Consider the following 16,170-nt stretch of genomic DNA (forward strand, 5'->3'; position numbering starts at 1 on the left):
CTCCTTCTTTATAATTTTTCTGCTTCATCAATATATTTGGCAGGGTATTTGATCATATCACCAGGCTCTACGTTTAAGGTTTTCCCCATCTCTATTTTTTCTTCAAAACGTTCGCTATCCTCTACATCGATAGCAACTGCTAAAATTAAGACGTCTGCTTGATCAATGTCTTCTTGTTCTAGCTGATTTTCAATTCCCATGCTACCTTGAGTTTCGACTTGGACTTCATGTCCGCGTTTTCGGCATTCTTTTTCGATCGCTTCTTGTGCCATATACGTATGAGCGATCCCTGTTGGACATGCTGTAACTGCTACTATTTTCATTCTAAATTCCTCCTTAAATTTCAATTGAACTCAGCTGTTCATATATTTTATTTTTATCTGTTTCACTCAATAACTTATCTCTAAAATCATCATCTAGTAATTTCTTGCTTAATTGCGAGATAAATTTTAGATGCATCTTGCCTTCGCTGTTTTGTGGAACACCAATCAAAAAGACGAGGCGAACCATTTCTTCATTTTCTTTTGTCCATTGAAAAGCTTTATTTACTCGTAAAAAGGCGATGAATGGATGCAATACCGCTTCGGTTTTCCCATGGGGAATCGCGATGTCATACCCGATCGCAGTCGGAACTTCAGACTCACGTTTTCTTACTGCTTGATACAGTTCATCTGCATCTTCGACATAGCCAACAAATTCAGCTGCCTCGACGATATGTCGGATCACTTCATCTTGATCAGCTAAATCACTATTTAATAAAATCAAATCCGGAGTAATAACTCCTTTATCACTTTTCTGAACATTCTCCACTTTAATCACTCCCAATTCTTCTATATAACATTTCATTTGTCGTTGAATCTCGCAATTGCTTTAAGTGCTCATTGTTATCAATGATGTTATAGATATCTGACAAAATATTCCGTGTCTGAAAGGTATCCTGTTTCGCAATACAAATTAAAAAAATCAAATCGACATAATATTTATTCCATTTAAATTTCTTTTTGTTTTTGACTACAACAATGATCGTTTTATTGACGTATGTCGAATTCCCGTGAGGGACAGCGGTGCCAGAAGGTAAATCAGTACCGCCCAACTCTTCACGCTCTAGGACTGTTTGTCTAAATGATGAGCTTACGTAATTCCTCTGTATCAGTCTTTCACCGACTTGATCGATCAGCTCTTCTTTAGAAGAAAAGTTGGTATTCACATAAATAAGATCTTTCGTAACAAATTTCATCAGATGATGCGCTCGCACAAATTCTAGAACCTTATTCTCAGACTCTGGAAGCGAGTTTGAATACTTAATTCGTTCTATATCTTCTTTCGTTAAAAATGGTGAAACCAAAATAACTTCCTTTTTAGGAATATCTATCTTAATGGTTGAGATAATCATGTCATAGTCTTCAAGAGTCATCTGTTCCAATTCCGGCACAGAGGCTACTTCAAATGAGTCCAATGATGGTAAAACATTTTTGATTCGATTTATCAGCAGTTCCGAAGTTGCAATCCCCATTTGACAAACAATCAAGATTTTTCGATTTAATCGTGCGCGTTCGATTGCAGCTTGGAAATACATTGTCAAAAAGGCAATTTCATCCTCATTAAAACTAAGCCCTAATTCCCGTTCATATTCACTTAGTACCACCCAAATAACATTGAAGGTTAAAGAGAATTCGTTTTTTATTTGTAGGGTAAATGGGTTCTCCGTTTTGTTGTTCGTCCTTAAACGATAAATCATTGGGGGAATATGATTTTTTAACTGTTCCTCCAACTTTTGATCACTGGCAAAGTTGATATTCAGTGCAGTTGAAACTCTCGAAAGTAATTGTTCAACAATCACACTATCTATTTCTTCCTCTGGCAAAGGTTCAAAACGATTAGAGATCAGTTGCAATGATAAGTATTGAACATCTTCGTTCGTATAAGAAAACCCCAAACGTAAAGCTGATTTATGCAACAAACGAACAGCACTTTCCTCAAAGAAAACTGTTGCCACATTGGCCTCAGATTTTTTTATTTCCTCGATGTGATGACCTTTGAAAACCCGAAAAACTAGAATAATAAAAATGTTCAAGATGTTTTGCACATAATAGTCAGAAATAGCGTTTACATTTTCTCGAATATAGGTATACAAAATATTCGAGCAAGCACTGATCAAATTTTCGCCATAGTATGGACTTAATAATTTAATTTTTTCGGCAAAATCCTCATCGTATAGTTCTGAATTATTAAGTAAATAGCGATTAAACTGCAGCAATGCTTTTTGAACGTCTTCCTCTGTCCCCAATAATGACGTGCCATGAACATCGCTGCACAGCTTGATACTTGATCCAACATTCAATATTTTCATAATGAATTCAAAATCTTTAATAATTGAAGTTTTACTCACCATAAATCTTTCCGATAAATGGTTGAAGCTAACCACCTTTTCATCGAATAACAAGGTACTCATGATCTCAATTCTTCGGTTGAATGTATTGTAAAGATCACTTTCCTCTTTCTTATTCTCGATTCCCTCAACTTCCTTGAAACGTTTTAGCGCAATACCAACTCCGCGCTTTTTCTCAAGATATTCTCCCGAGCTCTGGAGATATTCTTCAATGATCCCTAATTCGCTGTGCGTCGTTCTTTTTGAAACACCCAATTTGCTTGCAAAATAATCGACTGTTTTAAAGTCACTTTGTCGCACTAATAACTCTAATAATTTTTTTTGTCTTTTTGTAAGCATGATGATAACCACTTCCTTACTATCCAAAATAAAGGCCTTAATCTTTTGATAGCGTTATCAGGATCGTAACCTTATTATAGATGTGCTTTAGAAAAAAGCATATTACAATTCATTGCAACAAGTCGATACAACATCTCACTTACTTGTTGCAGAAAAGGCACTTAAATAAATATAAGTATTCCTTTAAATTCTCGAAAATAATATCAATCACATTGAAATTACGTTTATAAAACAACTTGATTTCCTATAGAACTTATAATCATATCATAACCTCAAAAAGATCAATTTATTTTGATGTCTCATCTATTATTACTTAAAAAAAAGGAAAACATTCATATATAAATTACCTTGCCTTATTTGCTTATCAAAACTCATCATTCCTACTTGATAAAGAACTATTATCCATAGACTCCCTTCGTACATCAGGTAATAAATAATAAAAAAACTGCCATTAAACAGGATCCATTCCCTGCTTAATGGCAGTTTGTTTATTTCCGATACATCTTCAATTCCAAGAACAAATCATTATAGATGCCCAGATACTCAGCACCTAAGTTTTCATAGACTTCGAGGTGTTCCATTAATTCATCGGATGGATAGAATTGTTCGTCTTCGGTGATCTCGTCCGGCAGTAATGCCATGGCTGCTTGGTTAGGTGTGGAATAGCCGATGTATTCTGCGTTTTGTGCAGCGTTCTCGGGTTCCAGCATAAAGTTCAAGAAGGCGTAAGCACCGGCTTCGTTTTGTGAGGTCTTAGGAATGACCATATTATCAAACCACAGGTTGGAACCTTCCGAAGGGATCACGTAATGAATGTGCTCGTTTTCGTACATCATGTCGGCTGCTTCCCCAGAAAATGTGACCGCAACCGATGCTTCTTCATTGGCCATGTACATCTTGATTTCATCAGCGACGATGGCTTTGATGTTTGGAGTCATAGTCCGCAGCTTATTGAATGCCTCTTGCAGCTGATCATCGTCTTTGCTGTTAAGAGAATAGCCTAAGCTGTCCAAACCTAATCCCATCACTTCACGCGCGCCATCGATCAGCATGATGCTGTTTGCTAATTCGGGTTTCCAAAGATCGTCCCATTGGGTGATCTCACCTTCATCAAAGAACTTATCGTTATAGACGATCCCCAGTGTTCCCCAGAAATAAGGGATGGAATATTGATTGCCTGGATCAAAACTCAAGTCCAAAAAGCGAAGGTCGATATTGTCTAACCCTTTGATTTTACTGTGATCCAATGGCTTTAAAAGATTTTGTTCCATCATTTTCTCAATCATGTATTCACTCGGTATGGCGATGTCATAGGACGTACCGCCTTGTTGGATCTTCGTGAACATCGCTTCATTTGAGTCAAAGGTTTCATAATTGACTTTGTAGCCAGTCTCTTCTTCAAACTTACTGATCAAATCAGGGTCAATGTAGTCGCCCCAGTTGTAGATGTTGACAACCTCAGCGCCTGCCATACCAGAGGAGCGTTCCAATTCACGGACACCAAAGAGCAAGATCAGGACGATCGCAACAATACCGATAATCAGAGATTGTAGTCGTTTCATCGCAGATTTGCCACCTCCACACGGCGGTTTTTACGCAATTTCTTCGCGCCGTTTTCTTTACTGATAAAGTAATAACCTACCACCAGGATCATGGAGAATAAGAAGACAAGTGTACTTAATGCATTGATTTCTAAACTGATTCCTTGACGTGCTCTAGAATAGATCTCTACCGATAAGGTACTAAAGCCATTGCCTGTCACAAAGAATGTCACGGCAAAATCATCGAGTGAATAAGTAAAGGCCATGAAATAGCCGGCGATGATGCCCGGTGTCAAGAAAGGCAAAATGATATTTTTAATGACTTGAAAATTATTCGCGCCTAAATCACGGGCAGCATCGATCATTGAATCGTTCATCTCTTGCAGTTTCGGCAAGACCATCAACACCACGATCGGGATACTAAAGGCGATATGCGAAAGCAATACGCTGAAAAAGCCTAAGCTAAACCCACGGAACAAGTTGCCGATCATCGTAAAGAAAATCAAGAAGCTGGCACCAATGATGACATCTGGTGAAACCAACAAAATATTATTCAAACTCAACAATGCCGTTCTCGTTCGGCGTTTGCGGGTATAGTAGATGCCCATCGCACCAAATGTGCCGATGATCGTTGCCAGTAATGCTGATAAAAATGCCAGCATAAAGGTGTTCAACACGATGATCATCAAGCGGGTATCTTGAAAGACGGATTGGTAATGTTCAAAAGTGAAACCCGTAAAAGCATTCATGGTGCCTCCTTCATTGAAGGAATAGAAAATCAAATAAAAGATCGGCACGTACAAAAGAATAAAGACGACGATCAGATAAAGATTCGACCAGCGAAATTTTTTCATTTACGTTGCCCTCCTTTTTTCTTTTCTCCCGTAAACAGCATCACGAGGAACATAGCGATGATCAAAATGACGCCGATGGTCGAACCCATGCCCCAGTTTTGGGTAACGAGAAAGTGCTGCTCGATCGCCGTACCAAGCGTGATCACGCGATTGCCCCCAATCAAACGGGTCAACATGAAGAGGGAGAGCGACGGAATGAAGACGGCTTGGACGCCGCTTTTCACACCGTTTAACGACAGAGGGAAAATCACTCGTCGGAAAGTATCATAGCTGTTTGCCCCTAAATCGCGGCTGGCACTGATCAAAGAGGGATTCATTTCTTCTAAGGCATTAAAAATCGGCATGATCATAAAGGGCAGTTCGATATAGACGGCAACCGTCAAAAAGCTAAAGTCGGTAAACAAAATCTGCTTTGGTCCAACACCCATGATTTCTAGGAAGTTGTTGACACTGCCATGAATGCCGAAGATCCCAATAAACGCATAGGCTTTTAACAATAAGTTGACCCACGTTGGTAAGATGATCAACAGCAGCCACAAATCTTTGTGACGCAGCTTAGTTAAGAAATAGGCTGTCGGGTAGCTGATCACTAAGGTAATCACGGTGATCAAAAAGGCATACCAAACCGAGTTTAAGGTCATGATCAAATATTTGCCAGAACCTAAGTAGCTTTGATAATTGACCAGCGAAAAGTTGCCGTTCATATCAAAAAAGGATTGGTAGATGATCAATAAGACTGGTGCAATAACAAATAGCAATAACCAAAAGACATAGGGTATCGCATAAAAACGACGCATTTTCGTCATTAGCTTTCCCTCCTAATCTTCGTAGCTCTCTAAACGAGCATCAAAATCTTCTTCGGACTCATTGAAACGCATGACGTGGATATCTTCTGGTTCAAAGGAAAGACCGATCTTGCTTCCTTCAGTGGCTTTTCTTGTAGAGTGAACCATCCACTCGTTGCCTTGTTCGTCGTAACAAATGATCTCGTAATGCACGCCACGGAACAATTGCGTGTCTACTTCAACGACCAGCTTGCCTTTTTCCGCCGTCGTCAAATTCAAATCTTCTGGACGGATCACGATCTCAACAGCTTCATTCGGCCGCATCCCGCCATCGACACATTCAAATTGCTTGCCGACAAATTCCACTAAGTTGTCTTCGATCATCGTACCTGTGACGATGTTGCTTTCACCGACAAAATCCGCCACAAAATGGTTGATTGGTTCATCGTAAATATCCACCGGTGTGCCGCTTTGGACGATCTTCCCTTTATTCATAACGAAAATCTCATCACTCATCGCCAACGCTTCTTCTTGGTCATGGGTGACAAAAATAAAGGTGATGCCTAGTCGCTGCTGCAATTCCCGCAGCTCGTATTGCATGTCGGTTCGCAATTTCAAATCCAATGCGGACAATGGTTCATCCAGGAGCAATACTTTGGGTTCATTGACGATCGCTCGTGCGATTGCGACCCGTTGGCGTTGACCTCCAGACATTTCGCTGATTTCACGATTCTCATAACCAGGAAGTTGTACTAGCCGCAACGCTTCTAAGACTTTTTTATTCACTTCATCTTTTGGTAATTTTTTGATTCGCAGACCAAATGCCACATTTTCAAAAACGTTCATATGTGGGAATAAGGCGTAATCTTGAAAGACAGTATTCACTTGCCGTTGATTGGCAGGAACGTCATTGATTCTTTGTCCATCAAAATAAACGTCGCCTTCTGTTGCGTCCGAAAAACCCGCAATGATGCGTAAGATGGTTGTTTTTCCACAACCTGAAGGACCTAACAATGTATAAAAGCGACCTTCTTCAATATCAAAACTCACTTTTTTCAAAACTGTTTCATCATCATCAAATCGCTTCACCACATTGTTGAATGAAATTATTGTTTTTCCCACACTCTTTCCTCCTGTACTATAAATAAGAATCTGTCACGACTACAAGCACACGGCTTTTTTTGCCCGCAATATTTTTTAATTGATGCGGCTCAGTCGCCTGATAATAAATCGATTGGCCTTTACGAGCCTTGTACTGCGTTTCTCCTAGTGTCAAGGCCACACTGCCCTCTAAGACATAGATAAATGTTTCTGCTAACGATGGTTCAAAGGTCTTGTATTCGCCCGCTTTATCAAAGGTCAGCAAGACTGGCTCCATTTCTTTTTCATTGGAATCGGGAATCAGCCACTTCAATTCATAGCCATTTTCTTCATCATAATAAAGCGTGCTGTCTTCTTCGCGATAAACCACTTGATGCTGCGCATTTTCTTCTCGGAAAAATTCCTCTGGTGTCACGCCTAAAACTTCTAAGATCGTAAAAAAAGTTTCCATAGAAGGCGAACTCAAATCACGTTCCAACTGTGAGATATAGCCTTTCGTCAAATCGGTCCGCTCGCCTAATTCTTCTTGGGTCAAATTCTTTTGAACGCGCAAATTGCGCAGCTTCTCGCCAATCTCCATGTTCATTCCCCCTTTGATTGACACAACTTCAAATAAAAAAGTTTGCTATAAGTAAACTTCATGTTTAATTTCACTTTTTCTAGTATACAAATAATTGCAAAAAACACAAGCCTTTTTTCTTCATTTTTTTGAATTCTTTTCTCCCTGATCAAAAAAAGGAGTGACGCTAAACGCTTGTGTTATAAAGGAAACGATTGGTGGTCCCGGCATTTTCGCTTTTTAAAGGTTTAAAAGAACAACTTCTATTTTAACGAAGAAAAGGTAGATTTAATAATGATCTGTTTTTGCTGATTTTTTGATAAGAAGACCTGCCTTTTCTTGCTTCACTGGTTAAAAAAATAAAACTTATGGTATTATGAGTACAAACCATCAAAGGAGTGTCTGAAATGACGAATTTCTCTACCTTTCGTGTCATGAATGAACCAAATTTTACTGCTTCACTCACAACTGCAACCCTTGACGAGCTGCCAGCAGGCGATGTGCTTGTCCGCGTTGATTACTCAGATGTCAATTACAAAGATGCCTTGGCAGCAAAAGAAAATGGCGGCGTGATCCGCACGTATCCGATGACGCCGGGAATCGATTTAGCAGGGGAAGTCGTGGACAGTCAGTCTGCTGATTTTGCCCCAGGCGACCAAGTCTTAGTGACAGGTTATGGCTTAGGGGTTTCTCACCCAGGCGGTTACAGTCAATTTCAACGGGTCCCAGCCGAGTGGCTCGTGAAACGTTCTGCTGGTTTTTCAGCAAAAGACAGTATGACCTATGGCACTGCTGGGTTCACAGCAGCTTTAGCGGTGCAAGAATTAGAACAGCTGCACTTAGCAAAAGACGCTGCTATTTTGGTGACAGGTGCTAGCGGTGGCGTCGGCAGTGTCAGCATTGCTTTATTGAAAAAACTGGGCTATACAAATATAGTGGCGCTATCTCGGAAAACCGATGCGCAATGGTTGTTGAACCTAGGCGCAGCGAAAATCGTCAGTCCTGATGACGTGGTACCAGAAAAGGTCAAACCATTAGCAAAACAAACGTTTGCAGCGGTCATCGATACAGTTGGCGGTCCATTGCTTGCGGCAGTGCTTCCGCAAATCGCGTATGGGGGCGGTGCCTTCTTATGCGGCAATGCTGGTGGAATCAAAATCGAAACGACTGTCTTACCATTTATTTTGCGTGGGATTCGCGTAATTGGGATCGATTCGGTCAATGTTTCCCATGAGATCCGCTCGGCATTATGGGAGAAATTAGCGGGTGAGTGGAATGTGATCGATCAGCTTTACACGAAAGCCATCACTTTGGAAGACTTGCCAGAAACATTGGCAGCTTTATTAGCTGGTACGCACCAAGGACGGACGATCGTTGAGGTGTCACAAGCGCAATGAGAATTTTGATTACGGCTGGCGGTACTTCCGAAAAAATCGATGATGTCCGTGCAATCACGAATCATTCCACGGGCTCACTTGGTCAAGCCATTGCCAAGGAATGGCTGCAATACCCTGAGGTGGCCATCGATTACGTTACGACGAAAACTGCCAAACAACCGCCGACCGATCCACGCGTTACTTGTCATTTCATTGAAGGGACCACGGACTTGTTGACGCAGTTGACCGATTTATTGACGACCCATTCGTATGCTGCTGTGATCCACAGTATGGCAGTCAGTGATTTCACCCCTGCTGCTCATTTTTCAGAAGCAGCGTTTTATGAAGCAATCAACGATGCCCTACCAGCTTATGACAACCAGGTCACTCCGGCATTGATGGCACACGTGCTCACACAATCTGAAACAACGGCAGGCAAAGTTTCTTCCAATACTGATCATTTGTTTTTAGTGTTGAAGAAAACCCCGAAAGTGATCCAAACCATCAAAGCATTACAGCCGACAACCTTATTAGTCGGATTCAAATTATTAGTAGACGTAGCGGAAGCCGAGTTGTTTGCGGTCGCACGAAAAAGTCTGCTGGCTAGCCAAGCGGATTATGTGTTGGCCAACGACTTGACGCAAATTTCTGGAAACCAGCATGTCGGACACCTTTTGACACAAGAAGGACAAATCGGGACTGGCCGCACAAAAGCTGAGATCGCAACCTTGATCGTTGACACATTACGCAATGACCTGCGTGCTTAGCTAGATGTTTTTTAGAAAAGGAGAAAGAAACATGAAACAAAAACACGTTCTGCTTGGCGTCAGCGGCAGTATCTCTGCATACAAAGCAGCCGACCTAACCAATGAATTAACCAAAAAGGGCTATGCAGTGGATGTCTTAATGACTCAAAACAGCACACAATTTATTACGCCTTTGACGTTACAGTCATTATCCAAACGCCCGATCCATGTCGATGTTATGCAAGAACGTCAACCAGATCGGATCAATCATATTGAACTAGCCAAACAAGCCGATCTTTTCTTGCTCGCCCCAGCCAGTGCCAACAGTATTGGCAAGCTGGCGCATGGGATAGCCGATGATTTGATCTCAACAGTTGCCTTAGCGTTGCCGTTATCCGTGCCCCGCTTGATTGCGCCAGCCATGAATACCGTCATGTACGAAAACCCGATTGTTCAAAGAAATTTGGGGATTTTGAAAGAAGTCGGCTTCCAAGAGATTGAACCCCGTGAAGCGTTACTGGCTTGCGGTGATTTCGGCAGAGGCGCATTAGCAGCAACAGAAACGATTCTTGAAAAAGCATTGACTGCTTTGGAAGTACGGAGTGTCTAACAATGAAAAAAATATCAACTTTTGAACTTGTCTTAACAGCTTTCTTTTTGGGAATCTTGATTCTTTTAGCATCGGTTCCCTTTCTTGGGTTTATTCCCTTAGGACCAATCAATGCGACAACGATGCATATTCCTGTGATCATCGCTTCCATTGTATTAGGCCCTCGGATCGGCGGATTTTTAGGCGGCGCCTTTGGGATCATCAGTATGGTGCGTTCGACCTGGATCATCACCCCGCTTTCTTTTGTCTTCTCCCCTTTCGTACCGATTTATGGGAGTGATCAAGGAAGCTGGAAAGCGATCCTCGTAGCGTTGATTCCTCGTATTTTGATTGGTGTCGTTCCTTACTTTGTTTACAAAGGCTGTCAAAAAATCTGGAAAAACAAACAGCAAAGTCTTTCGTTACTGATTGCTGGTGTTGCTGGAGGCTTGACGAATACGATCCTGGTAATGAACCTGATCTACTTCTTGTTCCAGCAAGAATATGCGGAGGTTGTGGGGAAAGCCGGCAATGCTGTCTATGCAGCGATTTTGGGCGTGATCTTCGCCCAAGGTGTACCTGAAGCCATTGTAGCGGGAATCGCCACGATGGCAGTTGGAACCGTGCTTTTACGCTTAGTCATGAACCGCAAAAAAAATCGTATCTAAAAAAATAGCGACCGCCCAAAGTTAGCTTTTTGGCTAACTTAGGCGGTCGCTTCCCTTTTGAGTGACTCATAGACTTTGTGTCACTTGGAGTGCTTCGACAAGCTCTTGATACTGCTCTTGAGTCAAATACTCTTCATAAAATGTCAGATAATCATCGATATCTGCTTGGGTCAAATAAGGCAGCTCTTGCTTGATTTGCAGCAGCAGTTCTTCAAACTCCTCATCCGTCAGCATATAAGAAGACCAATCATCGGTTTCATCATAGCTATCCCAGTACTCATCATCATTATCATTTTCATCCCCATCGTCATAGCTGTCATCCCAACCATAATCATAGGGAGAAAACAATTCTTCTGGGTCAATCAATTCTTCCGCTGTAGGGATCGCAACAGCAGTATCACTTTTCTTCCCTGTAAAAGTCACCGTGGCTCCGATAGTGGTTTGCAGCTCATCCGCTTGCACGAAGTGAAAAGCCATTTTCTGCTGATTTGTTTTCGTATTGACGGTCATGGTTAAGTCAAACTGCTCAACTTCTTGCAGCATCGTTTCTAATTCGGCGACTTGCTTTTGATCGGCGCCGTGTTCTTGGGCATAATCTGCATAATCTGCCAATTCTTCTTTGGTAAACGTATGGCTGATCGTATCTCCATCTCTTTTGAAAGCATCCGGTTCAAAGGTTTTCAAATAGTCTGCAAATGTCTCATTATGAAAAAGACTGTTCATGGTAAAGAGGTTTTCAGGCTCTTTTTCTGCTTCGGTTGTCCCCTCGCCGTCCTCTGCAAAAGTTCCTTCGCCAAAGTAAGAATCTAAGGTTTCTTGATCGATGCGCAGGTATTTGCCTTCATATTCCGCAGCGTCTGGTTTTGTCCCATAACTGTCACTACCAAATGCGCTGATATACCCTTGCAGTGTTTCATAGATTTCAGCTGACACATACGCTTCTTGTTTTTCTGGATCGACGATCAGCTTGATCGGCAGCTCCTGCTCCCCAAAAGCGACTGCCAGATTGAGTAAAATCGCTTTGGTTTCTTTGTCCTGGACGAATTCCCCTTTAAATGACGAGCCGACTAACTGTGACATCAACATAGAGGCATACCTATCGGCTTCTTGACCGTATTCGCTGCTGCCCATCTCAAAGGTATCGATCGTCGCTTGGAATTCACCAGCATTCGCTGCTTGCTGATTCGTCAACTGTTCGGCAAACTGTTCTTGCGGTAATTTCGTACAACCGCCGAAAAGAAAGGCGAACCCAACAAACAAAATGACGCGTCCCCACTTTTTCATCCTGCTCACTCCTTTTCGTTTATTGTACCGAAGACTGAGAAAGCTTACAAACCTAAGCTCTTTTTTATCAGCTCTCATAAAAAAAAGACTGCCCCTCGGGACAATCTTCTCGCTAATCTATTCTTCGCCGATGATTCGGACTTCTGTTTCTAAGGTGACATCAAAGGTTTCTTTGATGACTTGTTGGATATGAGCGATCAGTTCAACGTAATCCGTTGCAGTGGCTTGATCGACATTCACGATAAAGCCCGCATGTTTTTCCGAAATTTGGGCTCCGCCCCATTTCAATCCTTGTAAGCCTGCATCTTGGATCAGCTTGCCGGTAAAATGACCGACTGGACGTTTAAAGACACTCCCACAAGAGGGGTATTCTAGCGGTTGCTTCAATTGCCGCAATTCTGTCAGTTCATCCATCCGCTTTTTGATTTGCTCTTGATCGCCTTTTGCTAGATCAAAGCGACTGCTCAAAATGATCATCTTTTGCTCTTGTAATTTGCTATGACGATAAGCAAATTCCATTTCATCCTTGGTATAAGTCACGATTTGACCATTAGCCAGCAAAACGTCGCAGGACGCAAAGACATCTTGGATTTCGCCATCATAGGCGCCAGCATTCATAAAGACGGCACCGCCGACACTGCCAGGAATCCCGCAGGCAAATTCAAAACCAGTCAACGATTCATGCAAAGCGACATAGGTGGTATCGATCAACTTTGCTCCAGCATCGACGATCAAAGAAGTGCCGTCCACCACGATTTGGTTCATTTCTGATGGCATGATCACCACGCCGCGAATACCACCATCACGGACGATCAAGTTGCTGGCATTTCCTAAGACGATCCAAGGAATCGCTTGTTCTCGGCAATAATCAAGCAGCTGTTTGGCTTCATCTGCTGTTTTGGGAAAAGCCAAAATGTCTGCCGGTCCACCAGTTTTTGTATACGTATAGTTCAATAAGGGTTCATCTTTTAATAAGGCAATTTCAGGGAATTGCGCAATCATCAAGTCTTTATTCACGAGAAGGTTTCCTTTCACAATAAACATCTCACTTATTTTAGCATGTTCAAGGAAAAGTTGCTACCTCTGGTGAATCAAAGAAAAGCTTAATAATCGAATGACCTGATTAATAAAGAGTAAGCTTCAAAAAAAGTGTTTTGTTATTTCAGATAATCGTTCTTTCATCACGGTAGTGACTTTATCGACTACTTCTAAGTTGCTGCGATGCAAGAAGTCCACACTGCGAATATGCTGACAAAGAATCGTCCCTTAAACTTTACTCTTTTGTGTTTCGGTAACTGTTTGAAACGCATTCGATCGAGCAAATTTTTCTTCTACATATTTTTTTGAGCTACTGAGTGGCATCACTAAGACGGTATTGAAACTCTTGTTATAATAATCATTACTAACCACTACACACGGTCTTTTTTTTGCCATTTCATTTCCTTTGGTGGGATTTAAGTCAATAAAAGAATATCTCCTTGCCTTACCATTCAATGTTCTCCTCACCTAAATCTTTTTCAAAAAACATCTCACCTGTGTCAAATTTCCCCATTTCTTCTATGATCGCTAATTCTTGTTTCCAAAAAGCTTCAAAAGAAGGTGCTGCTTTTTCGCCTCTTACCTTGATCTCACCTTCTGGGGTAAATTCAAAAATTACCCAGTGATTCTCTTTTAAGCCTAGTATTTGCCGCACACTTTTTGGAATAGTTATTTGATTTTTCGAAGTCATTTTCGCTGAAACTTGCGCTTTGATCGTCATGAAACTGCCCCCTTTTCAAAATGACTGTATCATAAAATGGAAGTAAGCGTAAGGAGCCATCGTTCCTTTTCCGTACTACAAACGAATTTTCTCTAGCATCCAAATTTAATCCTCATTCTTCCTCCTTGTTTTCCTCATTCCGCTCACTTGCTTTGCGCTTCTGGCTTTTTTAGGTAAAATGGGAGGCGTAGTGGAAAATAAGGAGGAGTCTCAATGAAATTTATTTCTTGGAATGTGAATGGTTTACGGGCCATCGTTAAAAAAAATTTTTCTGAAGTGTTTGAAGCCCTCGATGCTGATTTCTTTTGTTTACAAGAAACAAAGCTGCAAGAAGGTCAGATCGAATTGGATTTACCAGGCTATCATCAATACTGGAATTATGCGGAGAAGAAAGGCTATTCTGGCACAGCAATTTTCGCAAAAGAACCTGCACTATCGGTCCGTTATGGATTAGGAATCGAAGAACATGATACGGAAGGTCGCGTCATCACGCTGGAGTATCCTGAATTTTTCTTGATTACTTGCTACACACCGAATTCCCAAAATGAATTGCGCCGCTTGGATTATCGCATGACTTGGGAAGATGCCTTTTTGGCTTACTTGACTGAATTGAAACAACAAAAGCCAGTGATTCTCTGCGGTGATTTGAATGTTGCCCATAAAAATATCGACATCAAAAATTGGAAAACCAATCAAAAAAGTGCTGGGTTTACACCTGAAGAACGGGAAAAGTTTTCGACTCTTTTGGCTGCTGGCTTTACCGATACGTTCCGCTATTTCTATCCAGATGCAGAAGGTATTTATTCTTGGTGGAGCTACCGTTTCAACGCTCGCAAAAACAATGCTGGCTGGCGCATCGATTACTTTGTCGTTTCGGATGACTTAAATGAGCGCTTGCTAGACGCCAAGATCCATACAGATATCATTGGTAGTGACCATTGTCCGGTGGAACTGGATCTCAACTAACCGTAAGAAAACTTCAGTTTTTCTTAACGTTTGTTCGCTTTTCATTCTTTGATTTTGTGCTAGAATGGCAATGAGGTGAGTCTGATGAATTTTATCGCAATGGACTTTGAAACAGCAAATTATCAAAAGCATAGTGCCTGTTCCCTTGCACTAGTCATGGTACAAGATAGCAAAATCGTGGGCGAATATTACACATTGATCCAACCGGAAACGGAATTTTTTTGGAAAAACATTCAAATTCATGGCATCCGTCCAGAAGATGTACAAGAAGCGCCTAAGTTTCCTGACGTATGGAAACAAATCCAACAATATTATCAACTGAACAGTTTGATCGTTGCGCATAACGCTGGTTTTGATACTGGAGTTTTGGCGGGATGTCTTGATTATTATGGGTTGTCACAACCAAATTATCTTTCCTTATGCACGGTGCGAACGAGCCGCAAGCTGTATCCAGAATTTACGAACCACAAATTAAACACGGTTTGTGAGCAATTACAGATTCCTTTACTAAACCACCATGATGCACTAGAAGATAGTCGGGCATGTGCCCAAATCTTATTGCGTCAAGAAGAAGAATTTGGTATCGATCCATTAAAAAAATTGGTTTTAGTCAAATAAATAAGAACGTGCGTCCTAAAGTCAGCATTGCGCTAGCCTTTAGGACGCACGTTTTCATTTAAGGAAGGATTCATTTTAAGTCAGATCGATCCAATAATGACAGATTATAGCGCCATCTTCAGGATCAATGACTTTTTCTGTCAATTTACCACCGTTGTTTTCAATGACTTTGGCGGAGGCGCGATTGGCTTCTTCACAGGTTACTAACACGTTGTTCAAGCCAAATTGTTTGGCCTTTACCAATGACTGTGCCAACATTGCCGAGCCGATGCCTTGCTTTCGATGGTCTGGGTGCACTGAATACCCGATGTGTCCGCCAATTTGGCGCAAATACGCATTAAGTGTCAGACGCAGATTCAAGAGACCGACCACTTTTTGATCTTGGATAGCCAGATAGGTACGGGCGGGAACGAATCCTTCTGGTACCGTTTCTGCTGTTTTAAAATCCACCAATCCCTCTAGCCAGTCTTTGGCTGTCGGACTTTCTACAAGTCCTGCCCCACCATGGATGACTTCTTGATTCTTCTCGAAGGCTTGCCGATACGCTTCGATTTGATCGCAGTCTGCGATCGTCGGTTCCCGAAACTCCATTTCCT

General features: G+C 41.6%; 19 protein-coding genes. 6 read left to right on the plus strand and 13 right to left on the minus strand.

Annotation, left to right across the window (positions count from 1 at the left end; genetic code table 11):
• Positions 1-8 precede the first annotated feature (8 nt).
• The 8 genes from IGI77_RS13985 to IGI77_RS14020 form a co-directional block, all read right to left on the minus strand.
• Positions 9-323 (minus strand): PTS fructose transporter subunit IIB, encoded by a 315-nt coding sequence (locus IGI77_RS13985; protein WP_142968583.1) that lies wholly within the window; start codon positions 321-323, stop codon positions 9-11.
• Positions 324-336: 13 nt separating this feature from the next.
• Positions 337-846, minus strand: coding sequence for a PTS sugar transporter subunit IIA (locus tag IGI77_RS13990; protein ID WP_077451911.1), 510 nt, complete (start codon positions 844-846; stop codon positions 337-339).
• Positions 812-2,740: a BglG family transcription antiterminator gene (locus IGI77_RS13995; protein ID WP_289229914.1), complete on the minus strand. Its 1,929-nt coding sequence runs from the start codon at positions 2,738-2,740 to the stop codon at positions 812-814. The genes IGI77_RS13990 and IGI77_RS13995 overlap by 35 nt, the downstream gene beginning before the upstream one ends.
• A 476-nt stretch (positions 2,741-3,216) precedes the next feature.
• Positions 3,217-4,290: an ABC transporter substrate-binding protein gene (locus tag IGI77_RS14000; protein ID WP_438770233.1), complete on the minus strand. Its 1,074-nt coding sequence runs from the start codon at positions 4,288-4,290 to the stop codon at positions 3,217-3,219.
• Positions 4,287-5,123, minus strand: coding sequence for an ABC transporter permease (locus tag IGI77_RS14005; protein ID WP_005228535.1), 837 nt, complete (start codon positions 5,121-5,123; stop codon positions 4,287-4,289). Before IGI77_RS14005 ends, IGI77_RS14000 begins: the two co-directional genes overlap by 4 nt.
• Positions 5,120-5,929 (minus strand): ABC transporter permease, encoded by an 810-nt coding sequence (locus IGI77_RS14010; protein WP_010749878.1) that lies wholly within the window; start codon positions 5,927-5,929, stop codon positions 5,120-5,122. Before IGI77_RS14010 ends, IGI77_RS14005 begins: the two co-directional genes overlap by 4 nt.
• Before the next feature lie 12 nt (positions 5,930-5,941).
• Complete coding sequence (locus IGI77_RS14015; protein WP_005228533.1) at positions 5,942-7,030, minus strand: ABC transporter ATP-binding protein; 1,089 nt, start codon at positions 7,028-7,030, stop codon at positions 5,942-5,944.
• Positions 7,031-7,046: 16 nt separating this feature from the next.
• Positions 7,047-7,589, minus strand: a complete 543-nt coding sequence (locus IGI77_RS14020; RefSeq protein ID WP_015510239.1) for a helix-turn-helix domain-containing protein — start codon at positions 7,587-7,589, stop codon at positions 7,047-7,049.
• Between the two features lie 386 nt (positions 7,590-7,975).
• On the opposite strand from IGI77_RS14020, the gene IGI77_RS14025 reads away from it, so the two are divergent.
• From IGI77_RS14025 to IGI77_RS14040, 4 genes are read left to right on the plus strand one after another with little or no spacing between them, the layout of a single operon-like run.
• A complete protein-coding gene (locus IGI77_RS14025; protein ID WP_438770234.1) occupies positions 7,976-8,965 on the plus strand; it encodes an acrylyl-CoA reductase family protein in 990 nt (329 codons plus the stop codon).
• On the plus strand, positions 8,962-9,711 hold the full coding sequence (gene coaB / locus IGI77_RS14030) for a phosphopantothenate--cysteine ligase (RefSeq protein ID WP_074535480.1): 750 nt from the start codon (positions 8,962-8,964) through the stop codon (positions 9,709-9,711). The genes IGI77_RS14025 and coaB overlap by 4 nt, the downstream gene beginning before the upstream one ends.
• A gap of 31 nt (positions 9,712-9,742) precedes the next feature.
• Positions 9,743-10,300 carry a phosphopantothenoylcysteine decarboxylase gene (gene coaC, locus IGI77_RS14035; protein ID WP_005228528.1) on the plus strand — a complete coding sequence of 186 codons (558 nt, stop codon included), beginning with the start codon at positions 9,743-9,745 and terminating at the stop codon, positions 10,298-10,300.
• Between the two features lie 2 nt (positions 10,301-10,302).
• Positions 10,303-10,947: an ECF transporter S component gene (locus IGI77_RS14040; RefSeq protein WP_005228527.1), complete on the plus strand. Its 645-nt coding sequence runs from the start codon at positions 10,303-10,305 to the stop codon at positions 10,945-10,947.
• A gap of 66 nt (positions 10,948-11,013) precedes the next feature.
• On the opposite strand, the gene IGI77_RS14045 is transcribed toward IGI77_RS14040, so the two are convergent.
• From IGI77_RS14045 to IGI77_RS14060, 4 genes are all read right to left on the minus strand, one after another.
• A complete protein-coding gene (locus tag IGI77_RS14045; protein ID WP_438770235.1) occupies positions 11,014-12,231 on the minus strand; it encodes a hypothetical protein in 1,218 nt (405 codons plus the stop codon).
• Positions 12,232-12,348: 117 nt separating this feature from the next.
• Entirely contained in the window at positions 12,349-13,233 is an 885-nt protein-coding gene (gene murB / locus IGI77_RS14050) for a UDP-N-acetylmuramate dehydrogenase (protein ID WP_438770538.1), read from the minus strand.
• Between the two features lie 264 nt (positions 13,234-13,497).
• Positions 13,498-13,665: a type II toxin-antitoxin system PemK/MazF family toxin gene (locus IGI77_RS14055; protein WP_438770539.1), complete on the minus strand. Its 168-nt coding sequence runs from the start codon at positions 13,663-13,665 to the stop codon at positions 13,498-13,500.
• Positions 13,666-13,714: 49 nt separating this feature from the next.
• A complete protein-coding gene (locus IGI77_RS14060) occupies positions 13,715-13,990 on the minus strand; it encodes an AbrB/MazE/SpoVT family DNA-binding domain-containing protein (protein WP_005228523.1) in 276 nt (91 codons plus the stop codon).
• 213 nt (positions 13,991-14,203) lie between these two features.
• Between IGI77_RS14060 and IGI77_RS14065 the strand changes: the two genes are divergently transcribed.
• On the plus strand, positions 14,204-14,956 hold the full coding sequence (locus IGI77_RS14065) for an exodeoxyribonuclease III (RefSeq protein ID WP_005234144.1): 753 nt from the start codon (positions 14,204-14,206) through the stop codon (positions 14,954-14,956).
• Between the two features lie 84 nt (positions 14,957-15,040).
• Positions 15,041-15,574 carry a 3'-5' exonuclease gene (locus IGI77_RS14070; protein ID WP_010749886.1) on the plus strand — a complete coding sequence of 178 codons (534 nt, stop codon included), beginning with the start codon at positions 15,041-15,043 and terminating at the stop codon, positions 15,572-15,574.
• A 75-nt stretch (positions 15,575-15,649) separates the two neighbouring features.
• On the opposite strand, the gene IGI77_RS14075 is transcribed toward IGI77_RS14070, so the two are convergent.
• Positions 15,650-16,165 carry a GNAT family N-acetyltransferase gene (locus tag IGI77_RS14075; RefSeq protein ID WP_010749887.1) on the minus strand — a complete coding sequence of 172 codons (516 nt, stop codon included), beginning with the start codon at positions 16,163-16,165 and terminating at the stop codon, positions 15,650-15,652.
• Between the last annotated feature and the right edge of the window lie 5 nt (positions 16,166-16,170).

The sequence above is a fragment of the Enterococcus sp. DIV0213h genome, from assembly GCF_051711285.1.
In the GTDB taxonomy this organism is placed as follows: Bacteria; Bacillota; Bacilli; order Lactobacillales; family Enterococcaceae; genus Enterococcus_D; species Enterococcus_D casseliflavus.